This is a genomic window from Bradyrhizobium sp. C-145 (assembly GCF_023375135.1).
Lineage (GTDB): Bacteria > Pseudomonadota > Alphaproteobacteria > Rhizobiales > Xanthobacteraceae > Bradyrhizobium > Bradyrhizobium zhanjiangense.
In genome coordinates this window covers 2,662,041-2,687,991 of the sequence record NZ_CP088150.1, presented here as the reverse complement: position 1 = coordinate 2,687,991, position 25,951 = coordinate 2,662,041, and the positions used below count along the sequence as shown (strand labels likewise).

Genomic DNA, 25,951 nt, shown 5'->3' with positions numbered 1-25,951 from the left:
CTTATAGAACGCAGATGAGGAAACGCGCCGCCTTCGGGCCTCGCGCGCACACGACCGAGGAAGCCGCAATGACAGAGCGACTGAAGGTTCACGTCGATCCCGACAAATGCCAGGGCCACGCCCGCTGCAAGGCGCTCGCGCCGGAGCTGTTCGAGCTCGACGAATACGGCAACGCCCATGAAGCTGGAGACGGCACCGTCCCGCCGGGACTGGAAGACAAAGCCTGGCTTGCCAAGTCCAATTGTCCGGAGATCGCAATCGATGTGATCGAAGAGTAGCGCGCTTTCCGCGTCGTGCGTGCCTTCAGCGAACACGAGCCCCTGGGGATTCCGAGATGTCCGACGTCAGCCAACCCGCCGCTCATCCGCCCGTGACCGACTGGGTCCATGATTTCGACCACACCGATCCGCAATGGACGGACGACCCCTTCCCGATCTGGGACGAACTGCGCGCCGCAAGCCCTGTCGTGCATACAGAACGCTTCCTCGGCTGCTATCTGCCGACGACCTATGCAGCCGTGCGCGAGATCGCCAACGACACCGAGCATTTCTCCTCCCGCCGCATCATCGTCCGCGACGTGCGCCCGGAGATCGCCAGGAATGCGGCTCCGCCGATCACCTCCGACCCGCCCGTGCACAAGCCAGCCAAGCAATTGCTGCTGCCGCCGTTCACGCCGGACGCGATGAAGAAGCTCGAGCCGAGGGTTCGCGCCATCTGCAACGAGCTGATCGACGACTTCATCGCCGAGAAGAGCGTGGACGCCGCGGCGCGCTACACGAAGCACATTCCGGTGCGCGCGATCGCGCACATGCTCGGCATTCCCGAGAGCGACAGCGATCTTTTCGTCAACTGGATCCACATGATCCTGGAGCTCGGCATCAAGGACGAGACCAAGCTGCTCCAGGGCGTGCAGGAGATGAGCGCCTATTTCAGCGGTCACATCGAGGCGCGCAAGACGAAGCCGACCGACGACCTGATCTCCTACCTGATGAACGCCAGGGACAAGGACGGCAATCCGCTCGAGGACTCCCACGTGCTGGGCTCGCTGCGCCTGCTCTTGATCGCCGGCATCGACACCACCTGGAGCGCGATCGGTTCCTCGCTCTGGCATCTTGCGAAAATGCCCGCCGATCGCGAGCGGCTCATCGCTGAGCCCGGGTTGATTCCAACCGCAGTGGAAGAGCTGCTGCGCGCCTATTCCCCGGTGACGATGGCGCGCGAGGTGGTCAAGGACACGACTATTTCGGGCTGCCCGGTGAAGTCGGGCAACATGGTGCTGCTATCCTTCCCCGCCGCGAACCGCGATCCCAAGATGTTTCCGGACGCTGACAAAGTCGTGATCGATCGTCGCGAGAACCGTCACGCCGCTTTCGGCCTCGGCATCCATCGCTGCGTCGGTTCCAACCTTGCGCGCATGGAAATGCAGGTTGCGCTGGAGGAATGGCTGAAGCGGATTCCGGATTTCGCCCTCGACTCGGCAGGCACCGTAACCTGGTCGCAAGGCACTGTGAGAGGTCCCCGCCAGTTGCCATTTCTGCTTGGAAAGGCGATGTAGGCCTCTCCAAACAACGATACGGAGAGGCCGGACGTGACAGAGCAAGCAACGAACCCGGCCTCTGCGTATTTTGACCTCGCCGACGCCGAGCGGCGGATCAAGGCGATCTTCATCGGCTCGATCGGCAATCTCGTCGAGTGGTACGATTTCTACGCCTATACGGCGTTTGCGCTCTACTTCGCTCCCGCGTTCTTCCCTGGTAACGACCCCGTCGTCCAGCAATTGAACGTCGCCGTCGTATTCGCGGCGACCTTCCTGATGCGGCCCCTGGGCGGCTGGTTCTTCGGCTATATCGCCGACCATTTCGGCCGCCGCATCTCGCTGACGCTGTCCGTCGTGTTCATGTGCTTCGGCTCGCTGATCATCGCGCTGACGCCGACCTATGCCACGATCGGCTTTGCGGCACCGGTGATCCTGGCGCTCGCCCGCGTGATCGAGGGCTTGAGCCTCGGCGGCGAATATGGCGCCAGTGCCACTTACCTCAGCGAAGTCGCCGACCCCAAGCACCGCGGCTTCTATTCCAGCTTTCAGTACGTGACGCTGATCGGCGGCCAACTCACCGCAATCATCGTGCTGCTGCTCCTGCAAAAAGTCTTCCTCACGCCGGCGGAGCTGAAGGACTGGGGTTGGCGTATCCCCTTCGCGATCGGCGCGGCGCTTGCGATCTTCGCCGCGGTGATGCGGCGTGGCCTGCACGAGACCGAGGCGTTCGAGGAGGCCAAGAAGGTGGTGAAGCCGACCGGATCGATCACCAACCTGCTGCGTTATCCACGCGAGCTCTTGCTGGTGGTCGGCCTCACCGCCGGCGGCACTGCGGCGTTCTATACGTTCACCACCTACATGCAGACCTTCGTCAAGCTCTCGGTCGGTCTGACCGAGGACCAGACCACTTTCGTGATCTTCGGCACGTTGATCTTCGCGACCATCCTCCAGCCGATCTACGGCGCGATCTCCGACAGGATCGGACGCAAGCCGCTGCTGATCTTCTTCGGTATCGCTGGCACGCTCGCGACCGTGCCGCTGCTGATGACGCTGAAGGAGACCAAGTCGCCCTTCGTGGCGTTCATCCTGATCTGTGCCGCCTGGCTGTTCGTCGCCGGCTACACCTCGATCAATGCGGTGGTGAAGGCCGAGCTATTCCCGACTAATGTCCGCGCGCTCGGCGTCGGTCTGCCCTATGCCATTACGGTCTCGATCTTCGGCGGCACGGCGCCGGCGATCGCGCTCTATTTCAAGAGCATCGGGCACGAGGAATGGTTCTACTTCTATCTTGCCAGCATCATCTGCCTGTCGCTGATCATCTATGCTACCATGCGCGACACCAAGCACGCCTCCGCAATGCATCGGCACGAGTAGGCCATGGTTGATGACAACGAGCCGCCCGACAGCAAGCTGACGCGCACCAAGGAGAAATGGGCGCGCGAGGGCCGCTTCCTCACGGGGAAGATCACGCGGCCGGAGGACCAAAGGCTGCCGCCCGGCCAGCACCTCACCAAGGATTGGCCGGTGCTCGATCTCGGGGTCGTGCCGCCGGTATCGCGTGAACGCTGGCGCCTCGACGTCTATGGCGCGGTCGATGCCCCCGTGTTCTGGACCTTTGCCGAATTCACCGCACAGAAACAGGCCCGCTTCACCTCCGATATCCACTGCGTGACGACTTGGTCGCGCTACGATAATGAGTGGGAAGGGCTCGCAACGCGCGAGCTGCTCGCGGCCTGCCAGCCGCGCGAGGATGCTCGCTTCGTCGTGCTGCATTCCTATGATGGCTATACCACCAATCTCGCGCTGGAAGACTTCGCCGCCGAGGACGCTTTGCTCGCCCACAGCTGGTCGGGCCAGCCGCTGTCGGCCGAGCATGGCGGCCCGGTGCGGCTGGTCGTGCCGCATCTGTATTTTTGGAAGAGTGCCAAATGGCTCCAGGCCATCGAATTCCTGACTGAGGACGCGCCGGGCTTCTGGGAAGTCCGCGGCTATCACAACCGCGGCGATCCCTGGGCCGAGCAGCGCTATTCAGGCGATTAGGTTCAACAAAGGACGGGGGAAGTCCAATGCCGACGGAACGCTTTCAATTCACGGGTGAAGGCGGCCATCAGCTTTCGGCCGCGCTCGAACTGCCGGACGGTGAGCCCGCGGCTTTCGCGCTGTTCGCGCATTGCTTCACCTGCGGCAAGGATACGCTGGCCGCCAAGCGTATCTCGGTCGCGCTCGCGGCCAAGGGCATTGCAGTGCTGCGGTTCGACTTCACCGGGCTCGGCTCCAGCGAGGGCGATTTCGCCAATTCCACCTTTTCCTCCAATGTGACCGATCTCGTGCGCGCCGCCGATCATCTGCGCGCAACGCGCAAGGCGCCGTCCGTCCTGATCGGCCATAGCCTCGGCGGTGCCGCGATCCTCGCGGCAGCAGGACATATCCCTGAAGCCAAGGCGGTTGCGACCATCGCGGCGCCGTCCGATCCCGCCCACGTCACCGGGCTATTCAAAGAGCACATCAATAACATCCGCGCGCAGGGCGAAGTGGAAGTCTCGCTGGCGGGCCGCCCGTTTCGGATCAGACGTGAATTCCTCGACGACATCATCGAGCATGAGTTGATGAAGGACGTCACCGGCCTGCACAAGGCGCTTCTGGTGATGCACTCCCCGGTCGACGACACCGTCGGCATCGACAATGCGACCAAGATCTTCGTGTCGGCGAAGCACTCCAAGAGCTTCGTCTCCCTCGACCACGCCGACCATCTGCTGACGGCGCCTGCTGACGCTCTCTATGCGGCCGATGTGATCGCGGCCTGGGCCAGCCGGTACATCGACACCGCAAAGCCCGCGAAGGCGATGGATCTCCCCGAGACGCCGCGCCAGGTCGTGGTGCAGGAGACCCGCAAGAGCAAGTTCAACCAGATCATCTCGGTCGGTCCGCACCGTCTGGTGGCGGACGAGCCTGTGGCTGCCGGCGGCGAGGACGCTGGTCCCGGGCCCTATGATTTCCTGCTCGCAGGCCTCGGCGCCTGCACCTCCATGACCATGCGCCTCTATGCCGACCGCAAATCGTTGCCGCTCGACCGCGTCACCGTCACGCTGAAGCATTCCAAGATCCACGCCAAGGACTGTGCGGAGTGCGAGACGCGCGAGGGCATGCTCGACCAGATCGATCGCGACATTGCAATGGAGGGCGCGCTCGATGCCGAGCAGCGCAACAGGTTGATGGAGATTGCCGACAAGTGCCCGGTGCACCGGACGCTGACCTCGGAGATTCGCATCGTCACGAAGGCCGTGGAGTAATTCAAGCGGCCGGCGAACCTGCCCCGGTTGCCGCCTCGAAGGGTTGGACCCGCAACGCACCGCGCAGGCCTGCCGCCGTACCGAGCAGGATGCCGGTGACCGCGACGAATGAGCCCAGCGCCAGCGTCGACATGCCGGTGAGTCCCTGCCCGATCGAGCAGCCGAACGCCATTACGCCGCCGATCCCCATCAGCGCCGCGCCGCCGGCCGAACGCAGCATGTGTCGGGGCGAGGAATAGCCTTCGAGATGGAAACGACCTGTGGCGAGCGCCGTGACCAGGCTGCCGGCGAGCACGCCGGCGACCGTCGCGATGCCGAAATTGAGTGTCAGGCCGGTCGAGAGCATGGCGTATTGTAGCGCATCCGCGATCGGCGCGATGAAAGTGAGCGAAGTCACCGGCACCGGATTGAAATCGTCGGCGCCGAGAGAGCCGGTAGCGAACCAGCCACCGGCCACTAGGAGACCGACGATGATTCCGGCCGCGATCTGGCCCGGCGAGCGCCGGAACGCCGGATGCGCGAAAGCAAACAGGATCAGCGCGACGACGATCGCGGCGGCAGCGAGCGCCCGCGAAACCGGTTCAACGGCACCAAGCGCTGCCAGCACAGACGGGAGTGAGTTGGATTTGACGGTCGTTTGCGACACTTGAACCACGGCAATGCGAGCGGGCGCGATGAGGCCCTTGAGCGTCATCTGCGCAGCGATGGCAAGCACGATCACGACAACGAAGGAACGGAGATTGCCCCGTCCGAGCAGCACCAGCGCCCGCGAGCCGCAGCCATTCGACAGCACCATGCCGTAGCCGAACAGCAGGCCGCCGAGGAACAGCACCGGAGCCGAGAACGTCTGTTGCAGATAGATCGACTTGCCGAGATCGACCGTGCCGCTGCCCGCCAGCAATTGGCTGGCGGCAATCGCAACGGCAACCGCCAGCGCATAGGTGCGCACCAGCCGCCCGTCGCCCTTGGCCAGAAAACCACGCATGCTGCTCATCAGGCAGAAGCCGCTGAGCAGGCCGACGGCGCCGTAGATCAGGCCAATGACGAGGCCGGCGAGGATGACGAGTTGCGTGGATTCCATCGGTTGTTCTCAGAACTCTCGCCAATCTCCGTCATTGCGAGCGGAGCGAAGCAATCCAGTCTGTCTCCGCGGGTGCATTTCTGGATTGCTTCGCTGCGCTCGCAATGACGGTGTGTGTGTGTGTTACGGCTTCAGGATCACTCGGTCGCGCGACGACCCAGCGACAGCGACATAAGCATCTCTGGCGCGCTCCAGCGGATAGACCGCGCTCGCCTTGATCGGGAACGGTTTCAGATGCCCGCTTGCGAAGCCCGGGCCGAGATCACGAAGCACCGCACCGGTCGCAACCGACGAAAGGCCGAGCGTGTCGATACCGACATAGGTGTGTTGCCCCCGGTAGAACTCGAGAATGTTGAACTGCACGATGCGGTCGATCGCGGCGATCAGGATCTGGCGGCCGCGCAGGGCAAGTGACTTGTGCGCCGCGTGGAAGTAGGGGTCGCCGACCGTGTTGAAGACGATGTCCGCGCCTTTGCCGCCGGTCAAATCGCGCACGCGCGTGGCGACATCGGTCGTCGAAGCATCGATCACCTCGACCGGCGCGTTGGTGTGGCCTTCATAGGCCTCCGCCTTGCGCACCACGCCGATCACGCGCGCGCCCTGCCAAGTCGCGATCTGCACCGCGGCCTGGCCGACCTTGCCATTGACGCCGAAGACCAGAAGGGCCTCGCCGGGCTTCGGCACGCCGGCGCGGCGAAAGCCTTCCATGGCCGTGACGAAGGGCACGCCGATGCCGGCAGCTTCCTCCCAGGACACCGTCCTCGGCTTCTCCACCACGGCATCGGCTTCGACCACGAGATGCGTTGCGTGGGTGCCGTCGCGGCGGATGCCGAGATCGCCGGAGGAGCCGAACACCTCGCGCCCGATCGTCCCGGCCGGCCCGTCCATCACCACGCCGGCGTAGTCACGGCCGGGCGTACGCGGGAAGACGGCATAAGGCATCAACCCCGTTGCGGCCTTGACGTCGGATGGATTGACGGCAGCGGCCCTCACCTCGATCAGGAGATCGTTCGGACCGCGCGTGAGCGTCTGAGGCTCGACCACCGGCGCAAGTGCCGCGGCGTTCTCGGCCTTGGCATTGAGGCGGACGCAGCGCGCTTCGACGGTTTTGGTATCGGCTGGCGACATCGAAAGACCCGTGATTTCTTGCGGGCCTTGTCGCCTTTGGGGCCGGTCAAGTCAATCCGTCAACTCAGTCCTTGGGCCGCTTGTCGTAGAGCCGCTTGGCCTTGCCGAGCGAGCGCTCCAGCGTGGCCGGCGCGACCACCTGAACCTTGGAGCTGATCCCGATCGTGTTCTTGATATGGGTCGATACCCTGTCGGCGTCATCGACGAGACCGCGACCGTCCCAGCTTTCGGGACGCGCTTCGGCGATGATCGTCAGCTCGTCCATGCGGCCTTCGCGGGTGAGTTCCAGGATGAAGTGGCCGCCGCACCAATCGGTCGCGAGCAGCACCTCCTCGACCTGGGTCGGGAACAGATTGACCCCGCGCAGGATGATCATGTCATCCGAGCGCCCCGTTACCTTCTCCATGCGCCGCATGCCCGGCCGCGCCGTGCCCGGCAACAGCCGCGTCAGGTCGCGAGTGCGATAGCGGATCACCGGAAACGCCTCTTTGGTCAGCGAGGTGAAGACCAATTCGCCCTTCTCGCCGTCCGGCAGCACCGCACCCGTTTCAGGGTCGATCACTTCGGGGTAGAAATGATCCTCCCAAATATGGAGCCCGTCCTTGGTCTCGATGCATTCCTGCGCCACGCCGGGGCCGATCACCTCGGAGAGACCATAGATGTCGGTCGCATCCATGTCGAAGGCGTCCTCGATCTCGCCGCGCATGGCGTTGGTCCAGGGCTCAGCGCCGAAGATGCCGACCTTGAGCGAGCATTGGCGCGGATCGAGCTTCTGACGCTTGAACTCGTCGAGGATCGCCAGCATGTAGCTCGGCGTCACCGTGATGATGTCGGGCCGGAAATCGTTGATGAGCTGTACCTGCCGTTCGGTCATGCCGCCGGAGATCGGCACCACGGTGCAACCGAGCTTCTCGGCGCCGTAATGCACGCCGAGGCCACCGGTGAAGAGACCATATCCATAAGCATTGTGGATGATCATGCCGGTGCGGCCGCCGGCGGCGCGGATCGAGCGCGCCATCACGTTGGACCACGTGTCGATGTCGGCCTGCGTATAGCCCACGACGATCGGCTTACCCGTCGTGCCGGAGGAGGCATGTACCCGCACTAGTTTTTCACGCGGCACGGCGAACATGTTGAAAGGATAATTGTCGCGGAGGTCCATCTTCACGGTGAACGGGAATTTTGCGAGATCCGCGAGCTCGCGAAAATCGGACGGATGCACGCCGGCCTTGTCGAAGGCGCTGCGATAATGCGTGACGTTGTCATAGGCGTGCTTCAGCGACCAAGCCAGCCGCTGCTTTTGCAGCGCCATGATCTCGTCGCGCGAGGCGCGCTCCTGCGCGTCCATCTCGGCGCTATAGGTGTTGCCACCTTCCTTGCGTCTCGCCAGAGCCATCCTCATTTCCCCACATTGTCGTTTGTTCTTTTCTTTGGTCTCTTATTGATCCTGCGCCGGCAGCCACGTGCCGAGAATGACACGTGAATGCCCGCGGAATTCCGCAATGACGGTGTCACCTACAGTGACGCGCACGTCGTAGATGCCGGAGCGGCCGCCACGGGTTATCTCTCTTGCCTTCGCAATCAGGCGATCGCCAAGCTTGCCCGGCCTGATGAAGGTGATCTGCCCCTGCGCCGCGACGACGCGCTCATTGTGCGAGTTGCAGGCAAATGCGAAAGCGGAATCGGCGAGCGTGAAGATGAAGCCGCCATGGGCGATACGCTGGCCATTGACCATGTCCGGCCGCACCAACATCGCCAGCGTCGCAAAGCCCGGGCCGATCTCGACGATCTCCATGCCGAGTCCCTTGGAGGCATCGTCCTCCGCCCACATTGCATCGGCGCAGGCCCGCGCGATATCCTCGGGCGACAAGGTGGCTTTGACGTTCACGCGCTTCTCCCGGGCAAATGTCTATCCATCATGCTCTGCTGCTTGGCCAAAACTGTCAAACGTGGTCGTAATCGACCACGACCCGCTCCGACGACGGCTTCGCCTGACAGGTCAGGATAAAGCCGGCCTTCAGCTCCCAGGGTTCCAGCGAGTAGTTGATGTCCATCGGCGCCTCGCCCTCGACCAGCTTGGCGCGGCAGGTCGAGCACATGCCGCCCTTGCAGGCGAAGGGCAGATCGACGCCGGCGCGCAGCGCGGCATCGAGGATCGCCTCGTCCGCGGCAACAGGCACGTCGCGGCGCTTGCCGTCGATGATCAGGGACGCGACCGCCTTCGGCGGCGCGTCGGGCGCAACGGCTTTCTTCGGCCGCGGCTTGCCGCCGAATTCGGAGACGAAGCGCTCGACATGGATCCCCTCTTCCGCAATCCCGAGGTCGCGGCAGGTCGCCTCGACGTCCTCGCTCATGCCTGATGGACCGCAGATGAAGACATGATCGACGCTTTCCGCCGGCACCAGTGAACGCAAGAGCACCCTCACCTTGTCGCCGTCGAGCCGGCCATGCAGGATCGGGATATCCTGTTCCTCGCCGGAGATGACGTGGAAGATCGAAAGGCGGTCGATGAAGCGGTCCTTCAGCTCCTCCAACTCTTCGAGAAACATGATGTTGTCGGTGGCGCGGTTGCCGTAGAACAGGAAGAAGCGGCTGTCAGGCTCGCGCACGAGCGTGCCCTTCACGATCGAGAGAATGGGCGTGATGCCGGAGCCCGCGGCAAAGCCGACATGGATACGGCCGGTCTCCGCTGATGGGACCAGGCCGAAGCGCCCCGTCGGCGTCATCACGTCGAGCTCGTCGCCGCATTTCAGCTCGTCCGCCGCCCAGCTCGAAAACGCGCCGCCGTCGACCTTCTTCACGGCGATGCGGATCTCGCCGTCGTCGGGTCCGGAACAGATGGAATAGGAACGGCGCACTTCTTCGCCATCGAGAGTGGTGCGGAGCGTCAGGTATTGGCCGGGCGTGAAGGCATAGTCGCTGGCGAGTTCGCCGGGGATGGCGAAGGTCATCGAGATGGCATCCGAGGCCTCGCGGCGGAGGTCGTTGATGGCCAAGCGATGGAAGCGCGGTGCGGCTGCTGACATCAGAGATACCCTACACTAGTCTCACCGCCGTCATTGCGAGCGCAGCGAAGCAATCCAGAGACCCACCGCGGAGATAGTCTGGATTGCTTCGCTGCGCTCGCAATGACGATGAGGTTGGCATCGCACGTTTCTCAATGACACTTGAAATAATCGAAGGGTTCGCGGCAGGCCTTGCAGCGCCAGAGCGCCTTGCAGGAGGTCGAGCCGAATTCGGACAAGAGTTCGGTCTTGTCAGAGCCGCATTGCGGACACGCGACGGCCTGTCCGCCGAATAGCGCGCGGCGCGAGCTTGAGGCCTGCGGCGGCGCGATGCCGTAGGCGCGCAGCTTCCGGCGGCCCTCCTCGCTCATCCAGTCGGTGGTCCAGGCCGGCGACAACACCGTGCGCACCTCCGGACGACGGAAGCCGGCGCGCTCCAGTGCAAGCTCGATTTCGAGTGCGATCATGTTCATGGCCGGGCAGCCCGAATAGGTCGGTGTGATCGCGACCTCGACGCGATCGCCGTCCAGAATGACGTCACGGAGCACGCCGAGATCGGCGATGGTCAGCACCGGAATCTCGGGATCGACCACGCTCGCCGCGGCATCCCAAGCTCGCCGGCGCAGCTCGCTATCGCGCTCCAGCACCGTCACCATGTCGACCCCGGGAAGGTGCGCTGCATCGATTGCAGCTCGGACAGGAGATGGCCGAGATGCTCGCTGTGCCGGCCAGAGCGACCACCCTGCTGCATCCAGTCGTTCTGCGGCAGCTCAAGTGTCGCCTCTCTGACGATATCAGACAACGTCGTCAACCAACGATCGCGCAAGCTCGCCGGATCGATGGCAATATCGGCATGGATCAGGGCGCGCTCGGCTTCGTCCACGGCAAACATCTCACCGGTGAACGCCCAGAGATGATCGATCGCGGCCTGCGCCCGGGCGCTGCTTTCGTCCGTGCCGTCGCCGAGCCGGATGATCCACTCCGAGGCATGGCGCAGATGATAGGCGCTCTCTTTCTCCGACTTGGCCGCAATGGCGGCAAGCGTCGTATCGCGCGAGGTCATCATCGCGCGCCAATAGAGGTCGGCGAAGGCGGAATAGAAGAACTGCCGCACCAGCGTCTGGGCGAAATCGCCGTTCGGCTGTTCGACCAGCAGTAGGTTACGGTATTGCCTGACGTCGCGCAGATAAGCGAGTTTGTCCTCGTCGTTGTCCTTGCCTTCGACCTTGGCGGCGTAAGTGTAGAGCTCGCGCGCCTGGCCGATCAGGTCGAGCGCGATGTTGGACAGCGCCATATCCTCTTCCAACATCGGCGCGTGCCCGCACCATTCCGACAACCGGTGGCCGAGGATCAGCGCGTCGTCGGCGCGGCGCAGCGCGTACTGCACCAGCGGCGTTTCGGAGACCTGGATGTTGGCGGCTGGCATCACATGTGCCCCACTTCTTCGGGCACCTCATAAAAGGTCGGGTGCCGATAGATCTTCGACTCCGCCGGTTCGAACATCATGCCCTTGTCGGCCGGATCGCTCGCGGTGATCGCGGTGGACGGCACGACCCAGATCGACAGGCCCTCGCCGCGGCGGGTGTAGATGTCGCGGGCAGCCTGCAGCGCCATCGTCGCGTCGCTCGCATGGAGCGAGCCGACATGCTTGTGCGCAAGCCCGTTGCGGCTGCGAATGAAGACTTCCCACAGCGGCGTGTTCGGCGTGGCCATCGTGATCTCCCTATTCCGCGGCTTGTGCGGTGTGACGCTGCGCGCGCTTTGCCGCGTAAGCGGCTGCCGCCTCACGCACCCAGGCGCCCTCTTCGTGTGCCTTGCGGCGCGCGGCCATGCGATCGCGATTGCACGGGCCGTTGCCGGCGAGCACCTGCTTGAATTCGGTCCAGTCGATCTCGCTGTAGCGCCAGTGCCCGTCCACATCCTGCGTCATGGCGGGATCGGGAATGGTGAGGCCGAGATATTGTGCCTGTGGCACGGTGGCATCGACGAACTTCTGGCGCAGCTCGTCATTGGAGAAGCGCTTGATCTTCCACTTCGTCGAGGTGTCGCTGTGCTGGCTCGTCGCATCCGGCGGGCCGAACATCATCAGCACCGGCCACCACCAGCGGTTCAATGCATCCTGCGCCATTGCCTTCTGTTCGTCGGAGCCGCGGCACAGCGTCAGCATGATCTCGTAGCCCTGGCGCTGGTGAAATGACTCCTCCTTGCAGACACGGATCATCGCGCGCGCATAGGGGCCATAGGAGCAGCGGCACAGCGGGATCTGGTTCATGATCGCGGCGCCGTCGACCAGCCAGCCGATGGTGCCGATGTCGGCCCAGGTCAGCGTCGGATAGTTGAAGATCGAGGAGTATTTGGCTTTCCCCGCCAGCATGGCGTCGACCAGCTCTTCGCGCGAGGTCCCTAACGTCTCGGCGGCGGCATAGAGATAGAGCCCGTGGCCGCATTCGTCCTGCACCTTGGCGAGCAGCGCGGCCTTGCGGCGCAGCGTCGGCGCGCGGGTGATCCAGTTGCCCTCCGGCAGCATGCCCACGATCTCGGAATGGGCGTGCTGGGAGATCTGGCGGGTGAGCGTCTTGCGGTAGGCCGCCGGCATCCAGTCGTTCGGCTCGATGCGCTCCTCGGCATCGATGCGGGCCTGGAATTGCGCAGCCCTGGCCGCGTCCTCAAGACCGCGATCGTCGGTCTCGGCCGTGTTCAGCGCCTGCGTGTACATGCGCATCCTCCCGATTTGTTGGGAGGGAATATATAACAGAATTTAGTTCATGCAAGATATTTCTGTAACATATAGATCAGGCGCCGAACCTCCGTTCCAGAAGCTTCCGCGCCGCCGGCAAGGGTCCCCTCTCGTTGGTTCCATGGCTGTCGAGCCATTGTTCCGACGGAGCCAGCAGTGCGCGATAAATCTCGCCGCAAAGCGCACGCGCTGCCCTGCCCGGCCAATCCGCCGGCAACAGGCTTTCGGGCAACAGCGGATCGCGCAGCACGACGCGGCGGTAATAGTGGATCAGGAGGATGCGCGCGGTGAAGGCGTCAGCCTCGGACAAATCCGTGCCGCGCGCGATCGCGGCACGGAGCGGATCGAACGTCTTCATGAATTTCAGATAGGCATCCGCGGTGCGGTCCAGCGGCCAGCTCGCACTAAGCAGGCGGCGGCCGCTGTCATCCTCCGCCGAGACTTCGAGACGGATCGCGCCCACGGCCTCGTCGGGCACCGGTACGCCCGACGGCGCGACCCATACGCCCGGCAGCGGAGTGCCGAAGCCGGCATTGCGGAGCGCTTCGCGCGAGGCGTCGCGGTCCTCGCCGTTGCCGATCAGGAGCAGCTCGAAGCGCCCGGTCCAGTCGGACGGCGGCGGATCGTAGATGTGGCGCGTCGCGGCCTCGAAGGTCTGGCGTCCCTTTTCGGCCAGCCGGTAGAAGCTGTTGCGGCCGACCTTTTCACGCGTCAGCCAGCCATCGGCCGCAAGGCGCGACATCGCGGTGCGCACCACGCCGCTGTCGATGTCGAGGCTTTCGAAGAACTCCAACAGCGTGCCGAGCCACACCACACCGCCGCGCGGCACGATGGCGTCACCGAACACGGTGATGACGATGGAGCCGGTGCGCGACGGCTCGCGCTTGAGCTGGTCGATGATGCGGGACAACGGATGCGCCATACGCGAGGCATAGCGCGTTTGGTGCGGGCGCGACAATGGACGGGAGCGACGAGGCGAGAGCCAGGCTCGATCCTTCGAGACGGCGCTTCCTCTTCTCCCTCTCCCCGTTCTTACGGGGAGAGGGTTGGGGTGAGGGGCTGTATCAGCAAACTCAGTAGCAGACGGACTCGCGGAGATTCCCCCTCACCCGCCACGCTTCGCGTGTCGGCCTCCGAAGGAAGCGAGCTACCTGTGCGGATCGGGATAGGCGAGGCTCCGCCAGCCGCTGCGATCGAACGGCCGCCACTGGCCTTCTTTCTGCGCGAGGCGGTCGGCGACCGCATAGACCACGGCGGGATGATGACCCATGCCGCAATGGCTGCTTTCGACCTCGATGCTCTCGGTCTGCGCTCCCGATTTCTCCATGCAGCCCTGCCAGGCGCAGACGCCGTCGGTGCGGCTGAAGATGGCGGTGGTCGGCACCGGCGGCGGGAGGGCGAGCTCGCCGCCGAAACGCGGATCGACCTCGTCGGCCTTGCGCCCGCTCGCCCATTCATAGACGCGCCAGGCGTTGGTCGAGCGCGGATTGCCAGCGAAGGGGCTGCCGAGCGTGATCACCTGGCGTACGCGCTCCGGCATCATCTTGGCGAGCTGGCGCGCATAGAGGCCGCCGAGGCTCCAGCCGACCAGGCTGATCTTGCGGCCATGCGTGTCGCTGAGCTCCTGGACCAGATCGACCATCGCGTGCTGGACGCCGGGACGCAATCCGTAGTTGCGACCCTGGCGCCAGCCGCTCACCGCATAGCCCTTGCTGGTCAGATACGCGCGCAGCGCGCGCGTGGACGCATCGGAGGCCACGAGGCCTGGCAGCACCAGCACCGGATGCCCATCGCCGCGGGGCGCAAGGCTCAGCAGCGGCAGCGCGCCGAGGAATGCGCCGAACTCATGGATCGCACGCCCCTCCAGAAACATCAGGGTGCGGGACGGCGGACGCAGCGTCTGGGCAGTTGCGGTCATCAATGTTTCCCCTGGGACGAATTCCTGGAAAGGCCGCCGGCTGCGATGCCGGCAATCGGGCGTGAATTCCAATACGCCGGCTTCTTGATCGTTCCGCAGCGCAACATGAATCAGCTAGGCGGCCGGTTCCCGACATTCAAGCGGGAGAGACGCAAGGCGACAATAGGCCCGCGCGCTAATGCTAATGGCCGTGACGCAAAAGTCACAGCAATCGGAGCAGGAATTCGACGGAGTAGAGCGCAAGTCCCGCGAGGCCGCCGATCAGCGAACCGTTGAAGCGGATGTATTGCAGGTCGCGGCCGATGTTGATTTCGATCAGCGAAATCAACTGCGTCATATTCCACGCCTTGACCTGGTCGGAGATGAAAGTCGAGACACCGCCCTTCTGATCGGCGACGACGCTGCGCAGCACGGTCACCAGGCCCTTGTTGATCTCCCCGCGCAGTTCGGCATCGCCGGCGAGCGCTTCGCCCGCCGCGACGAACATGCCGGCGAGATGATGCTGGAGCACTTGCGTCTCGCCGCTTGCGCTGCGCTCGATGAAGGAGCGCGTGTTAGCCCAGACGGTGCGGGCGAGATCGGCAAGCTCCGGCCGCGCCAGCAGATCGCGCTTCAGGCCGTCGATGCGGTCGATATAGGCTCGGTCGGTGCCGAGCTGGTCGACGAAGTTCAACACCATGCGATCGAACTCGCCGCGGAACGGATGTTTGGGGTCGCTGCGCACTTCATTGAAGAAAGCGGTGGCAGACGCCATGATCTTGTTCACCAGAAACTTGTCGGCGCGATAGAGCCGCAGCAACGTCGGCAATTCCGCGCGCACCTTCTCGCGGATCATCGCCATCGTCTCCTTCTGATTCAGCGTGTCGTGCATCACGCGCAGGAGATCGTCGAACAGAATCTGGTGCCGTCCTTCCGCCACGAAGCCGCGCAGCGTGCCGGCCGCAAGCGGTGCAAGATCGATCGCCTGGAGCTGGGAGGACATGCGGCGGATGATGAAGGTCATCAGGCCCGAGCTTTCCGTCGCTGAGAACGCCTCCGGCAGCAGGCGGAGCGCAAAGCGCGCGAGATCGTCGCTGCGCTTGCGATCACGCAGCCAGTCGGCAACGAAGGAGCCGAAATCGATTTCCTTCAATTTGGCCTCGACGGGACCGGTCTCGAGGAAATGCACCTGGATGAATTCGCCGAGTTTGTCGGCGATGCGGGCCTGGTTGCTCTGGATGATCGCGGTATGCGGGATCGGCAGGCCGAGCGGCCGTTTGAAGAGCGCGACCACGGCATACCAGTCGGCGAGCCCGCCGATGGTCGCGGCTTCCGCGAAGGCCGCGATGAAGCCGAACACGGGATGCACGTTCAGCAGGAGTTTTGCGACAGTGAACAGAGCGAGTGTCGAGGCCAACACCAGCGTCGCCAGCGCTTTCACGCGCCGTAGCTCCGCCGCGCGTTCGGCGTCACCGGGGGTGTCGAAGAGATAGGTGCCTGATGAACCCATGACTGCATCACCCTACCCGTCATTGCGAGCGAAGCGAAGCAATCCAGAATCTTTCCGCAGAGAGACTCTGGATTGCTTCGTCGCAAGGGCTCCTCGCAACGACGACTGCGGCAGCGCAAAACAAAGGCCCGCCGAAGCGGGCCTCAAATTCAGTTTGTCGTCGGGCGCCGTATCACGCGGTCTTGTTGTAGACCTTGGCGAAATTGTCCTGAGCGGACTTCGCGCCGTTGGCGGCGAGCTTGCCGAGATAGTCGGCGGTCGCCTTCGCACGCGAGACGAACACTTCACCGCGGGCGCGGAGCAGGCTCGACTGGATCTCGACGGCCTCGCTGACCGACTTGGCGGACGCGAGCTTGTCGATGCCCGAGAAGAACGCCTCGGCGTCCTCATAGATCGCCTGCTGGATGTTGCGGCTGATCTTGCCGGCCTCGGCGACGGATTCGGTCACCGCGTTCTCGACGGCGGCGGTCACCCGCTCGGAGCCGGCGAAAGCTTCGGCAGCACGGTCCTTGGCGGTATTGGCGGTCTTCTTGACGAACTCGCGGGCGGCCTCGGGAACTTCCAGATTCTGGATGTTCTTGAAAGCGTCCTTGAAGCCCTCGAAAGCGGTGTTGGTTTCAGTGGTCATGGGGTTCTCTCCATCCTCATTGGTCTGAGCTATGGGCTCACCCCGTCCGCATCGGCCCGGGGCACGGCTTATATGGCATAGCGAATTGTGCGATGCAATATTCGTATTGCACTGCGATATCACGAAATCGTGAAAAGCCTTAACAAAAGGCGCCACACTGCCCTAGTTGGAGGCCGTCTCGGACAAATTAGGTCCGTACCGGACCGATCTTCGCCTTAGTGCTGGACCGCGCCTGGCAATCCATAGGCCTCCATCTGAGCCTGAACCTGCGCGATGTTGTGCCCCAGCACGACAATGTCATGGGTCTTGCCGTCGATATCCCGCACGTGGTCGCGCAGCAGCGCCTCGGCCTTAAAGCCGAGGCCTTCGAACAGGGCGACCGCCGCCTGCTGGTCGACCGTCATCTGCACCGAGAGCTTTTCCAGGCCAGCACCGAGTGCAAGTGCAAAGGTCTCCTGTGAGAGCGCCTTCCCCACACCCTGCCCGCGCACGTCGGACGAGACCACCATGCGGATCTCGCCGACATGAGGCGACCAGGAATGCGGATCGCGCACCAGCGTGCCGCAGCCAACGACCTTGCCGTCCCTCACCGCGAGCAGGCTCGTGATCGCGCCGCGCTCGATCTCCTTGACCCAGGCGGAGAGCACCTTCGGCTCACTGATATTGCGTGGCAGGAACAACAGATCGTGGGACGGAAGACCTTGGCCGAAGGCGAGCACCGCGGCTTCGTCTCCAGGCGACATCAGGCGGATCTCGATATCACCAGCATCGGTCTTGGTGTGACGCGGATAGGAACGCTGCTCACTCATGTCGATCTCTTTCCCAGCCAGGAGTCCAGCTTCGGCCACAGCCGCTTCACCGCGTTGGCACCGGCGACGAGGGAGACGTGGCCGCCCTTCAACATCACCTCTTCCTTGTCCTCGGAGCCGATCTTCGCGATCAGGTGCTTTGCGGCGTCATAAGGCACGATGTGATCGTGCTCGGCGACAGCGTGCAGGATCGGCACCTTGATGTTTTCGAGCTTCGCCGCGCGGCCGGCGACCGACATGGTGTCGTTGAACAGCTTGTTGTCCCACATCAGGTCCTTGGTGATGGTGCGGAAATACTCGCCCGCCAGCGGCAGCGTGTCGGTCGCCCAGCGGTCGAACATGCGGTAAGACTTGACGAACTCGTCGTTCCAGATGTTTTCCCAAAGCTGGATCTGGCTAACAGTGCGCGAGGCCGGGCGCAGCATCTCGAACGAAGACAAGATCATCTCCGGCGGCACATTGCCGACGCTGTCGACGAGATGATCGACATCGAAATAGCGGCGGTCGGAGAAATTCGAGAACAGCTTCATCTCGCGGAAGTCGATCGGCGTGGTGAAGCAGATCAGATTCTTCATCGGCCCGTCCTTGTGGATCGAGCCGTAGAGCAGCGACAGCACGCCACCGAAGCAATAGCCGATGATGGAAACGTCCTGCTCGCCGGAATCCTGCTGGACGCGACGGACGCAATCCGGGATGAAGTCGAGGACGTAGTCCTCCATCCGCAGGCTCTTCTCCTCCGGCCGCGGTGCGGTCCAGTCCAGCATGTAAACGTCGTAACCGCGCTTGAGCAGGAACTCGATGAAGCTCTGGCCGGGGACGAGGTCGAGAATGTAGCCGCGATTGGTCGTCGCCATCACGATCAGCACCGGGATGCGGTAGATCTCGTCCGACATCGGCCGGTAGTGGTAGAGGCTCATCGTGCCGCGCGAATGCAGCACGTCCTTCGGTGTCGAGCCGAGCGTGGGGCCGGAGGTCGAGAAATATTCTACACCCTTGATGCTGCGCTGGATCGCGCGCTGCACCTCGGTCTGGATGCGCTCCGGGATAGATGCGAAATCAAGTCCCGTCGGCGCATTCATTTCTGCTCTCCGTTTTCGGAGGGCGGACGCTTCGTCCGCGGCGGCCGTGGCGTCCCATCGGAGCCTTGCGAGATGCCCGAACTCGCCGCCATTTGGCTCAGCATCGACTTCATCTCGCCGAGCTGGGCTTCAATGGACTGGAGCCGCTCCGCAAGACCCGTGACCTGCTCCCGGCTCGGCAGGTTCATTGCGACGAGGTATTTCTCCACGAGCTCGCCGAGCTGCTTCTGAGCACCTGCAGCAACTCCTCCCGCACGGTTCATCGCCTGTGAAAACTCGGGCGATGACATGGCCTGGTTGGCGAAGGAGTTGAACCCCTTCTCCATCTCGCCCACCATCTTCTGCCACACGGCGACGGGGTCGTTGGTCTTGTCGGTCATCGGCGTCCTCCAGATGTCGAGAGCTTCGATGCCCTTCTTTTTGGCCATACCACACCGTTGCGAGGGGCCGGTCAACCGGCAAGCGGCCCGGTGCCGCACACGCGGCTTCTTTGCCGCGGGAAACCGTGCAATACAGCATTGGTCAGCAGCAAGGGATCGCGACCGTGACCGTCCATCAGCCGCCCCAGACCGCACGCGCCAACGGCATCGACATCTGCTACGAAATCTTCGGCAACGACAATGCCGAGCCGCTGCTGCTGATCATGGGGCTCGGGGCGCAGATGATCCATTGGGACGATGCGTTCTGCGAGCAGCTCGCCGCGCGCGGCTTTCGCGTGATCCGCTTCGATAATCGCGATATCGGCAAGTCGAGCCATCTGACTGGCGGCAAACGGCTGACGCCGCTCGAGCTGTTGAAGCTGCGCTTCCTCAGGATTCCCGTGGCAGCGACCTACAAGCTGATCGACATGGCCAGGGACACGGTCGGGCTGATGGATGCGCTCGGCATCAAGTCGGCGCATCTGGTCGGCGCCTCGATGGGCGGCATGATCGCGCAGGAAGTGACGCTATCGTTCCCCGAGCGCGTGCGTTCGCTGACCTCGATCATGTCAACGACAGGCAATCCGCGCGTGCCGCCGCCGACACGCGAGGCGGCCGCCATGCTGATGGCGCCGCCGCCACGCAGCAAGGAGGAATTCATGGTCCGCTTCGGCCAGACCTGGAAGGTGCTGCGCGTCGGGCATTTTCCCGAGGAGGAAGCGCTCGACCCTGGTCGTGCCGAGCGGGTGTTCGCGCGCGGACTCAATCCGGCCGGTGTCGGGCGGCAGCTCCGCGCCGTGCTCGCCTCCGGCAGCCGCAAGGAACGGCTGCATGGCGTGAAGACGCCGACGCTGGTCATTCATGGCACCGTCGATCCCCTGGTCCATCCCGAGGGTGGCAAGGACACGGCAGCGTCAATTCCGGGCGCAAAGCTATTGATGATCGAAGGCATGGGCCACGCGTTGCCGATGCGGTTCTGGCCGGAGATCATCGGCGCCATCGACAAGCACGCGCATGGCGCTGCGGCGCAGGCGGCGTAGACCGCCGGTCTCCTTACGGTGACCATGTGAGCGGCTGGTTACTCTCTTAACGAAAGCCGGCACGGAAGCTATACAGGCCTTCCTCAATCGCAAAGAGGCTGCGGCCTCTCGGAGCTCACATGCATTCGATCGTCCGATCAGGCGCAATGATCACTGCTGCAATTCTCATGCTCTCGCTCGCCAGTAGCGCTGCGATGGCCGGTAGCGCGCAAGAAGAAGCCAATCGCAAAACCGTGCTAGCCTTCTACGAGAAGGGGCTCAATCAGAAGGACGCTGATGCGGCCCTCACCCATGTCGGCGACCGCTACGTCCAGCACAATCCAAACGCGGCCGATGGCCCGGATGGCTTCCGAAAATTCATCGGCTTCCTGCGCGAAAAGTTTCCGAACTCGCATAGCGAGATCAAGCGCAGCTTCGTGGATGGCGACTTTGTGATCCTCCACGTTCACTCCGTTCGCGAGCCCGGCAGCAAGGGGCGCGCGATAGTGGATATCTTCAAGCTCGAAAACGGCAAGATCGTCGAACACTGGGACGTCGTTCAGGACATTCCTGAAAATCCCGCAAACAACAACACGATGTTCTGACGGATAGAACCGGCGCTGCGGATACGGGCCTAGCGCTTCCGCGCGATCCAAATCACGTGGCGCGCGCCGCCGCCCCTGCCGGTGGCGCGGACGTTGACTTCGTTGACGTTGAAGCCGGCACGGCCGAGGCGCTTGGTGAAGGCGGGGTTGGGTCCTGAAGACCAGACAGCGAGCACGCCGCCAGGCCGCAGCGCCGTCTTCGCCGCCGTGAGCCCGCTCGCGTCGTAGAGCGCATCATTGCCCTTCCGGGTCAGCCCTTCCGGCCCGTTGTCGACGTCGAGGAGAATGGCGTCGAAGACGGAACGCTGCGCCCGGATGATCTCGCCAACGTCGGTCTCCCGGATGCTCACCCTGGGATCATCGAGGCTGTCGCCGAAGACCTGCGCCATCGGGCCGCGTGCCCAGGCCACCACCGCAGACACGAGTTCGGCGACCACGATCCTCGCGTTGCTTCCGAGCACGGCAAGCGCCGCACGCAGCGTAAAGCCCATGCCGAGGCCGCCGATGAGGACGACGGGCTTTAAGACATTCTCGATCTGCTTTGCCGCCAGCGTCGCAAGCGCCGCCTCCGAGCCCGACAAGCGGCTGTTCATCAGCTCGTTGCTGCCGAGCTTGATGGAGAACTCCTTGCCGCGCCGCATCAGGCGCAGCTCACCGTCGGAACCGGGGATTTGCGCGGTGTCGATCTTTTCCCAGGGAATCATGGGAGAGCTTTAGCACGATCGGAAATCGTAGGGTGGGTTAGCCGAAGGCGTAACCCACCACTTCTGTATCCGCGGTAAGAGACCTTGATGGGGTTACACCCAGCGAACTGCGCTTCGCGCGTTCGCAAGGCTAACCCACCCTACAATCTCGCCCTATCCGCCCGCCCAGACGTCCAGCACATAGCGGTTCTTCGCACCCATCTCCTCGATCCAGCGTGCGCTGGCCGCGGCATCGTTGCCGCTCTTCTCGCGGTGGATCGCGACGAGCGCTGCCTTCACGTCGGGCTCCATCTTACCGCCGTCGCCGCAGACGTAGATGATGGCGCCCTGCCCGATCAGGGGCCAGACCTTGTCCTTCTGCGCGGCAAGTACGTGCTGGACATAGGTCTTGGGTCCATCCGCGCGCGAGAACGCCGTGAAGAGCTCGGCGATGCCGCTTGCCGCCAGCGCCTTCAATTCGTCCGCATAGAGAAAGTCCTGGTCGGGGTGGCGGCAGCCGAAGAACAGCATTGCGGGACCGAGCGTGGCCCCGTTCGCCTTGCGCGCGGCGCGCTCCTGAAGGAAGCCGCGGAATGGGGCAAGTCCCGTGCCCGGCCCGATCATGATGATCGGCACGGATGAATCATCGGGAAGCCGGAAACCGGCCTTGGTCTCGCGCACCGTCGCGTAGATCGCATCGCCAGCGCGACGGTTGGCGAGATAGTTCGAGCAGATGCCTTTGTAGGTGCCGCTACCGGAGGATGCCGGACCTTCGACCACGCCGACGGTGACGCTGCATCGCGCCGGGTCGACCGAAGGCGAGGACGAGATCGAGTAGTAGCGCGGCGCCAGCAGCGAGAGCATTTCCAGATAGACGTGGAAGGGCAGTTCGCAGGCCGGATATTCGAGCAGCAGGTCGAACACCGATTTGCGCCTGGCCAAGATCTCGGTGCGGTAGCGCTCGAGCGTTTCAGGCTCCTCGCCAACGAACCCCAGCAATTTCGGCTTGGTGACCGGGCAGCGGGTGTGCTCGGCCATGATCTGGATCTGCTTGCGCGTCGCCACCTGCTGCAGCTCGACGAATTCGCTGAGCAGACGGCCGACCGGCACGGCCTCGCCGACCGGCAATTGCGCACGGCGGCCTTCGGCCACCTGAAGCCTGATCTGATCGGCCGGCAGGAAGCCGAAGCGGCGGGCGACCGAATCCACCAGCGTCGGGTCGTTGCGCGGAACGACGCTCAAATGGTCGCCGACGCGATAGGTGACGTTGGACGGCAGTTGCACCTCGATGTGGCGTGTCGAACGCTCCGATGGATTGGCCCCGCTCCTGTTCTGAAGCTCATCATTGACCAGCACCTTCATCGCCACCGCGCCGCCCTGGGCGGCGATGGTGTTGACGGCAGTCACCGCCACCGGCTCGATCGCGTAAAGCGGATCGTCCTCCGCGGTGCGGGTGAAATTCCAGTCGATGCCGAATTCCTTGGTCGCGACCTGGGCAGCCGCCGGGAACCATTTCTGGAATTGGCCGTCGAGATCGCTGCGCGCATCGCCTTCGCCGCGCGGGAAGACGGCGCGCCCGCCATGCGCCGACAATTGCTCGTCAATGAAGCGCGGCACCGACTGATAGGTCGCAGCCCAATCGCTATTGCCGCAGCCGAACACGGCGTAGCGCACATTGGCAAAGGCATCCGTCGGCAAGTCGCCGCCGAGCCATTTGACGAACTGCGTCGCATTGTCAGGCGCCGCGCCATTATAGGAGGCGCAGATGATCAGCACGCCGCCTTCCTGCGGCAACTTGCCGACGTAATCGTCGAGCGGGCCAAGGTGAACGGCAAAGCCGTTGATCTCGGCGAGATCAGCCATGCGCGTCGCCAGCTCCTCGGCGGTGCCGAGATTGGACCCGTACAGCACCAGCATCGGCGTGTTGTGACCCGGCCGCGCGGTCGGCTGGCGCGGCGCCCTCGGTGCCGAGGCCACAGCCGCGATGGGCCCGCCGTAAGCACCGCGCTCGCGATCGGCGCGTGGGCGCACCTTGATCTTGAAGCCTTCCGGCTTCATCGTCAGCGTTTCCTTGAGGTGCATCTGATAGCGCTCGTGATCGATCAGCTTGAAGCGCTGCAGGATCATGCCGAGCGCAAGCGCAGCCTCGTGCATGGCAAAGCCGCGGCCGATGCAAGCGCGCTGGCCGTTGCCGAACGGCTTCCAGGCATTGATCGGCCGCTTCGCTTCCGCTTCGCGGCTGAAATTCTCGGGATCGAACGCATCCGGGTTCGGTCCCCAGACGCTGGGATCGCGATGCAACGCCGTCACCAGGATGGTGGTGAAGGTGCCCTTCCTGAGCTTGTACTTGCCGCCGCCGATGGTCTCGTCGTTGAGCGGCGAGATACCATAGGCCGGCGCCGGCGGCCACAGCCGCAGCGCCTCCTTCAGAATCTGCGTGATGTAGGTGAGCTGCGTCACCTGCTGATAGGTCGGCTTCGCATTGACGTCGGGGCCGAAGACGCGGTCGACCTCATCATAGGCCTTCTTGAGGATGTCCGGATGCTTGAGCAGCGCATAGAGCGTGTAGGACAACAGGCCGCTGGTGGTCTCGTGGCCAGCGATCAGGAAAGTGTTGATCTGGTAGCGAATGTTGACGTCATCGAGCTGCTCGCCGGTCGCGCGGTCGACGCCGGTCATCATCGCGGCCAGCATGTCCTTCTTGTCGTCGATCCCGTCCGCACTCTTGCGGCGTTCTGCGATGATCTCGTCGACCATCTTGTTCATGAAGGCGACGTCTTCGGCCAAGGTCTTGCGCCGCTTCTGCATCCAGAGCTGCTCGAACGGCAAGCCGCGCGTCATCATGATGGTTTCGAGCGAGCGCACCAGCGACTCGACGAAGGGGTGGTAGTCGCGGCGGTAGAACGAATTGAAGCGGTAGTCGAAACCGCAGAGGCCGATCGTATCAAGCGTCAATGCGGTCATGTCGTGGACGACGTCGATCTCGTCGTCCGCGTTGAGCCGCTCCCATTTGTGGACGAGTTGCTCGGCGATATCGACCATGCTCGGATGATAGGACTGCATGGCGCGGTTGCCGAACGGTTGGAGCAGAATGTTGTGCGCCTTGCTCCAGTTCGGCTCCTTGGTATCGGCCGTGAACAGGCCGTCGCCGCCGACCGCACGCACACGCCGCAGCGCGCCGCGCACCGTCTTGTCGAAGCGCTTCTCGTTGGAGAGCTCGTCGACGAGATCATGGCCGGAGACAACGACGATCGGCGAGCCCATCATGTCGAGCCAGAAGATCGGACCGAGCTCCTTGGCGAGCCGCGTCAGGTGCTGCACGGGGGCGGCCGAATCCAGCGACAACATGTTGCCGACCACCGGCTTGGTCGGCGGATGCGGGATCGGGTCCAGTCGGTTCTTGGATGACATGAAAAGCGCTTCCCCCTCAGTAACCCTCGTCATTGCGAGGAGCTCTTGCGACGAAGCAATCCAGAGTCTCTCCGCGGACACATTCCTGGATTGCTTCGCTTCGCTCGCAATGACGACCTAGCCAAACCTCCTTCTACGCCATTCGATCAGTTTGGCGCTGACCTCCTCCGGCTTCTCCTGCTGCGTCCAATGGCCGCTGTCCTTGACGAGATACTTTTCGAGATCGGGAATCAGCTTGTCCATGCCATCAGCGGAGGATGGCGGCAACACCGCGTCATTCTCGGCCATGATCATCATCGACGGCACGCGGACCGTATGATCGAGCCCTTCGGCACGCGTCCAGTTGCGCGACATGTTGCGGTACCAGTTGATGCCGCCGGTGAAGCCGGTTCTGGTGAAGGCATCGACGAAGACTCTCTTCTCTTCCGGCGACAGGATCGGCGTACGCGGATCGTGCTTCGCGTCATAGCCGGCAATCATCTGCGGAAATGCCAGATTGAGCCGCGGCGAAGCGCCGACACCGGCAACCACCTCCTCCGGCGGCGCGTCGGCCGGGCGCGGCACCGGCTTACGCATGAACGCATCGAAGGTCTGTTCGACACGGCTGCCGAAAATCCTGTCCGGCTCGCGCGCCGGATCCTGGAACTGCACGATGTACATCTTCTCGCCGAAGCGTGCACGCAACAGCTCGATCGGATCGGCCCAGGCGCGATTGGTGTGGGGCGTGTTGATGCCGACCACGCCGGCGACCCGGTCGATGTGCCGCAACGGCATCTGCCAGACGACGAAGCCGCCCCAGTCGTGACCGACGAAGATCGCCTTGTCGATCTGCAGATGATCAAGCAGTCCGACGAGATCGCCGGTCAGGTTCTCGATGTCGTAGGCCTCGACCGGCTCGGGCCGGTCGGTCGCACCGTAGCCGCGCTGGTCCGGCGCGATCACGCGGATGCCGGCCTCGCTCAACGCCTTGATCTGGTGGCGCCAGGAGAAGGCGAGCTCGGGCCAGCCGTGGCACAGCACCATCGGCGGCTTGTCATCGGCCGGGCCAGCCTCGTAATAGCCCATGCGGATTCCGTTCGTCGTCGCGAACTTGAGCGGTGGCATTTCAATCAT

The 25,951-nt window shown here is 63.7% G+C and carries 26 protein-coding genes; 7 read left to right on the top strand and 19 right to left on the bottom strand.

Going from position 1 to position 25,951, the window contains the following annotated elements; genetic code table 11:
* Positions 1-68: 68 nt before the first annotated feature.
* Genes LRP30_RS12395 through LRP30_RS12375 form a run of 5 tightly spaced genes read left to right on the top strand, consistent with a single transcriptional unit; the run spans position 69 to position 4,827 of the window.
* The gene (locus tag LRP30_RS12395) at positions 69-278 is read left to right on the top strand and encodes a ferredoxin (RefSeq protein ID WP_060911080.1); all 210 of its coding nucleotides are present in this window, start codon (positions 69-71) and stop codon (positions 276-278) included.
* 56 nt (positions 279-334) lie between these two features.
* Positions 335-1,555, top strand: a complete 1,221-nt coding sequence (locus LRP30_RS12390; protein WP_128939728.1) for a cytochrome P450 — start codon at positions 335-337, stop codon at positions 1,553-1,555.
* Between the two features lie 33 nt (positions 1,556-1,588).
* A complete protein-coding gene (locus LRP30_RS12385; RefSeq protein WP_128935088.1) occupies positions 1,589-2,911 on the top strand; it encodes an MFS transporter in 1,323 nt (440 codons plus the stop codon).
* A gap of 3 nt (positions 2,912-2,914) precedes the next feature.
* Complete coding sequence (locus tag LRP30_RS12380; RefSeq protein WP_249760485.1) at positions 2,915-3,577, top strand: sulfite oxidase-like oxidoreductase; 663 nt, start codon at positions 2,915-2,917, stop codon at positions 3,575-3,577.
* Between the two features lie 26 nt (positions 3,578-3,603).
* Complete coding sequence (locus LRP30_RS12375; RefSeq protein ID WP_249760484.1) at positions 3,604-4,827, top strand: bifunctional alpha/beta hydrolase/OsmC family protein; 1,224 nt, start codon at positions 3,604-3,606, stop codon at positions 4,825-4,827.
* A 1-nt stretch (position 4,828) separates the two neighbouring features.
* Here the strand turns inward: LRP30_RS12375 and LRP30_RS12370 are convergent, their stop codons facing one another.
* The 16 genes from LRP30_RS12370 to LRP30_RS12295 all read right to left on the bottom strand — a co-directional run bounded on the left by LRP30_RS12370 (position 4,829) and on the right by LRP30_RS12295 (position 19,081).
* Positions 4,829-5,908 carry a YeeE/YedE family protein gene (locus LRP30_RS12370; protein ID WP_249760483.1) on the bottom strand — a complete coding sequence of 360 codons (1,080 nt, stop codon included), beginning with the start codon at positions 5,906-5,908 and terminating at the stop codon, positions 4,829-4,831.
* A gap of 123 nt (positions 5,909-6,031) precedes the next feature.
* Positions 6,032-7,036 (bottom strand): zinc-binding alcohol dehydrogenase family protein, encoded by a 1,005-nt coding sequence (locus tag LRP30_RS12365; protein WP_249760482.1) that lies wholly within the window; start codon positions 7,034-7,036, stop codon positions 6,032-6,034.
* Positions 7,037-7,100: 64 nt separating this feature from the next.
* Positions 7,101-8,432 carry a phenylacetate--CoA ligase PaaK gene (paaK, locus tag LRP30_RS12360; RefSeq protein WP_249760481.1) on the bottom strand — a complete coding sequence of 444 codons (1,332 nt, stop codon included), beginning with the start codon at positions 8,430-8,432 and terminating at the stop codon, positions 7,101-7,103.
* A 42-nt stretch (positions 8,433-8,474) separates the two neighbouring features.
* Complete coding sequence (gene paaI, locus LRP30_RS12355) at positions 8,475-8,924, bottom strand: hydroxyphenylacetyl-CoA thioesterase PaaI (RefSeq protein ID WP_249760480.1); 450 nt, start codon at positions 8,922-8,924, stop codon at positions 8,475-8,477.
* Between the two features lie 55 nt (positions 8,925-8,979).
* The gene (paaE, locus tag LRP30_RS12350; RefSeq protein WP_249760479.1) at positions 8,980-10,062 is read right to left on the bottom strand and encodes a 1,2-phenylacetyl-CoA epoxidase subunit PaaE; all 1,083 of its coding nucleotides are present in this window, start codon (positions 10,060-10,062) and stop codon (positions 8,980-8,982) included.
* A gap of 131 nt (positions 10,063-10,193) precedes the next feature.
* Complete coding sequence (gene paaD / locus LRP30_RS12345; RefSeq protein WP_249760478.1) at positions 10,194-10,697, bottom strand: 1,2-phenylacetyl-CoA epoxidase subunit PaaD; 504 nt, start codon at positions 10,695-10,697, stop codon at positions 10,194-10,196.
* Positions 10,691-11,467: a 1,2-phenylacetyl-CoA epoxidase subunit PaaC gene (gene paaC, locus LRP30_RS12340; RefSeq protein WP_249760477.1), complete on the bottom strand. Its 777-nt coding sequence runs from the start codon at positions 11,465-11,467 to the stop codon at positions 10,691-10,693. The genes paaD and paaC overlap by 7 nt, the downstream gene beginning before the upstream one ends.
* Positions 11,467-11,754 (bottom strand): 1,2-phenylacetyl-CoA epoxidase subunit PaaB, encoded by a 288-nt coding sequence (gene paaB, locus LRP30_RS12335; RefSeq protein WP_106942621.1) that lies wholly within the window; start codon positions 11,752-11,754, stop codon positions 11,467-11,469. The genes paaC and paaB overlap by 1 nt, the downstream gene beginning before the upstream one ends.
* A gap of 10 nt (positions 11,755-11,764) precedes the next feature.
* A complete protein-coding gene (paaA, locus tag LRP30_RS12330; protein ID WP_249760476.1) occupies positions 11,765-12,757 on the bottom strand; it encodes a 1,2-phenylacetyl-CoA epoxidase subunit PaaA in 993 nt (330 codons plus the stop codon).
* Positions 12,758-12,833: 76 nt separating this feature from the next.
* A complete protein-coding gene (paaX, locus tag LRP30_RS12325) occupies positions 12,834-13,700 on the bottom strand; it encodes a phenylacetic acid degradation operon negative regulatory protein PaaX (protein WP_249760475.1) in 867 nt (288 codons plus the stop codon).
* Between the two features lie 225 nt (positions 13,701-13,925).
* The gene (locus LRP30_RS12320) at positions 13,926-14,696 is read right to left on the bottom strand and encodes an alpha/beta hydrolase (protein WP_249760474.1); all 771 of its coding nucleotides are present in this window, start codon (positions 14,694-14,696) and stop codon (positions 13,926-13,928) included.
* 202 nt (positions 14,697-14,898) lie between these two features.
* Complete coding sequence (locus LRP30_RS12315) at positions 14,899-16,185, bottom strand: DUF445 domain-containing protein (protein WP_128939715.1); 1,287 nt, start codon at positions 16,183-16,185, stop codon at positions 14,899-14,901.
* Positions 16,186-16,357: 172 nt separating this feature from the next.
* Positions 16,358-16,813, bottom strand: coding sequence for a phasin (locus LRP30_RS12310; protein ID WP_128935103.1), 456 nt, complete (start codon positions 16,811-16,813; stop codon positions 16,358-16,360).
* A gap of 215 nt (positions 16,814-17,028) precedes the next feature.
* A complete protein-coding gene (locus LRP30_RS12305; RefSeq protein WP_164934650.1) occupies positions 17,029-17,622 on the bottom strand; it encodes a GNAT family N-acetyltransferase in 594 nt (197 codons plus the stop codon).
* Entirely contained in the window at positions 17,619-18,701 is a 1,083-nt protein-coding gene (locus LRP30_RS12300; RefSeq protein WP_128935105.1) for an alpha/beta fold hydrolase, read from the bottom strand. Before LRP30_RS12300 ends, LRP30_RS12305 begins: the two co-directional genes overlap by 4 nt.
* Complete coding sequence (locus LRP30_RS12295) at positions 18,698-19,081, bottom strand: hypothetical protein (RefSeq protein ID WP_091891717.1); 384 nt, start codon at positions 19,079-19,081, stop codon at positions 18,698-18,700. The genes LRP30_RS12300 and LRP30_RS12295 overlap by 4 nt, the downstream gene beginning before the upstream one ends.
* A 164-nt stretch (positions 19,082-19,245) precedes the next feature.
* Here LRP30_RS12295 and LRP30_RS12290 point away from each other — a divergent pair, with 164 nt between their 5' ends.
* Positions 19,246-20,160 carry an alpha/beta hydrolase gene (locus LRP30_RS12290; protein WP_249760473.1) on the top strand — a complete coding sequence of 305 codons (915 nt, stop codon included), beginning with the start codon at positions 19,246-19,248 and terminating at the stop codon, positions 20,158-20,160.
* A 119-nt stretch (positions 20,161-20,279) separates the two neighbouring features.
* A complete protein-coding gene (locus tag LRP30_RS12285; protein ID WP_249760472.1) occupies positions 20,280-20,744 on the top strand; it encodes a nuclear transport factor 2 family protein in 465 nt (154 codons plus the stop codon).
* A gap of 29 nt (positions 20,745-20,773) precedes the next feature.
* Here the strand turns inward: LRP30_RS12285 and LRP30_RS12280 are convergent, their stop codons facing one another.
* The 3 genes from LRP30_RS12280 to LRP30_RS12270 form a co-directional block, all read right to left on the bottom strand.
* Positions 20,774-21,448, bottom strand: coding sequence for a spermidine synthase (locus LRP30_RS12280; protein WP_249760471.1), 675 nt, complete (start codon positions 21,446-21,448; stop codon positions 20,774-20,776).
* A 153-nt stretch (positions 21,449-21,601) separates the two neighbouring features.
* Entirely contained in the window at positions 21,602-24,838 is a 3,237-nt protein-coding gene (locus LRP30_RS12275) for a cytochrome P450 (protein ID WP_249760470.1), read from the bottom strand.
* Positions 24,839-24,955: 117 nt separating this feature from the next.
* A complete protein-coding gene (locus LRP30_RS12270) occupies positions 24,956-25,951 on the bottom strand; it encodes an alpha/beta hydrolase (protein WP_249760469.1) in 996 nt (331 codons plus the stop codon).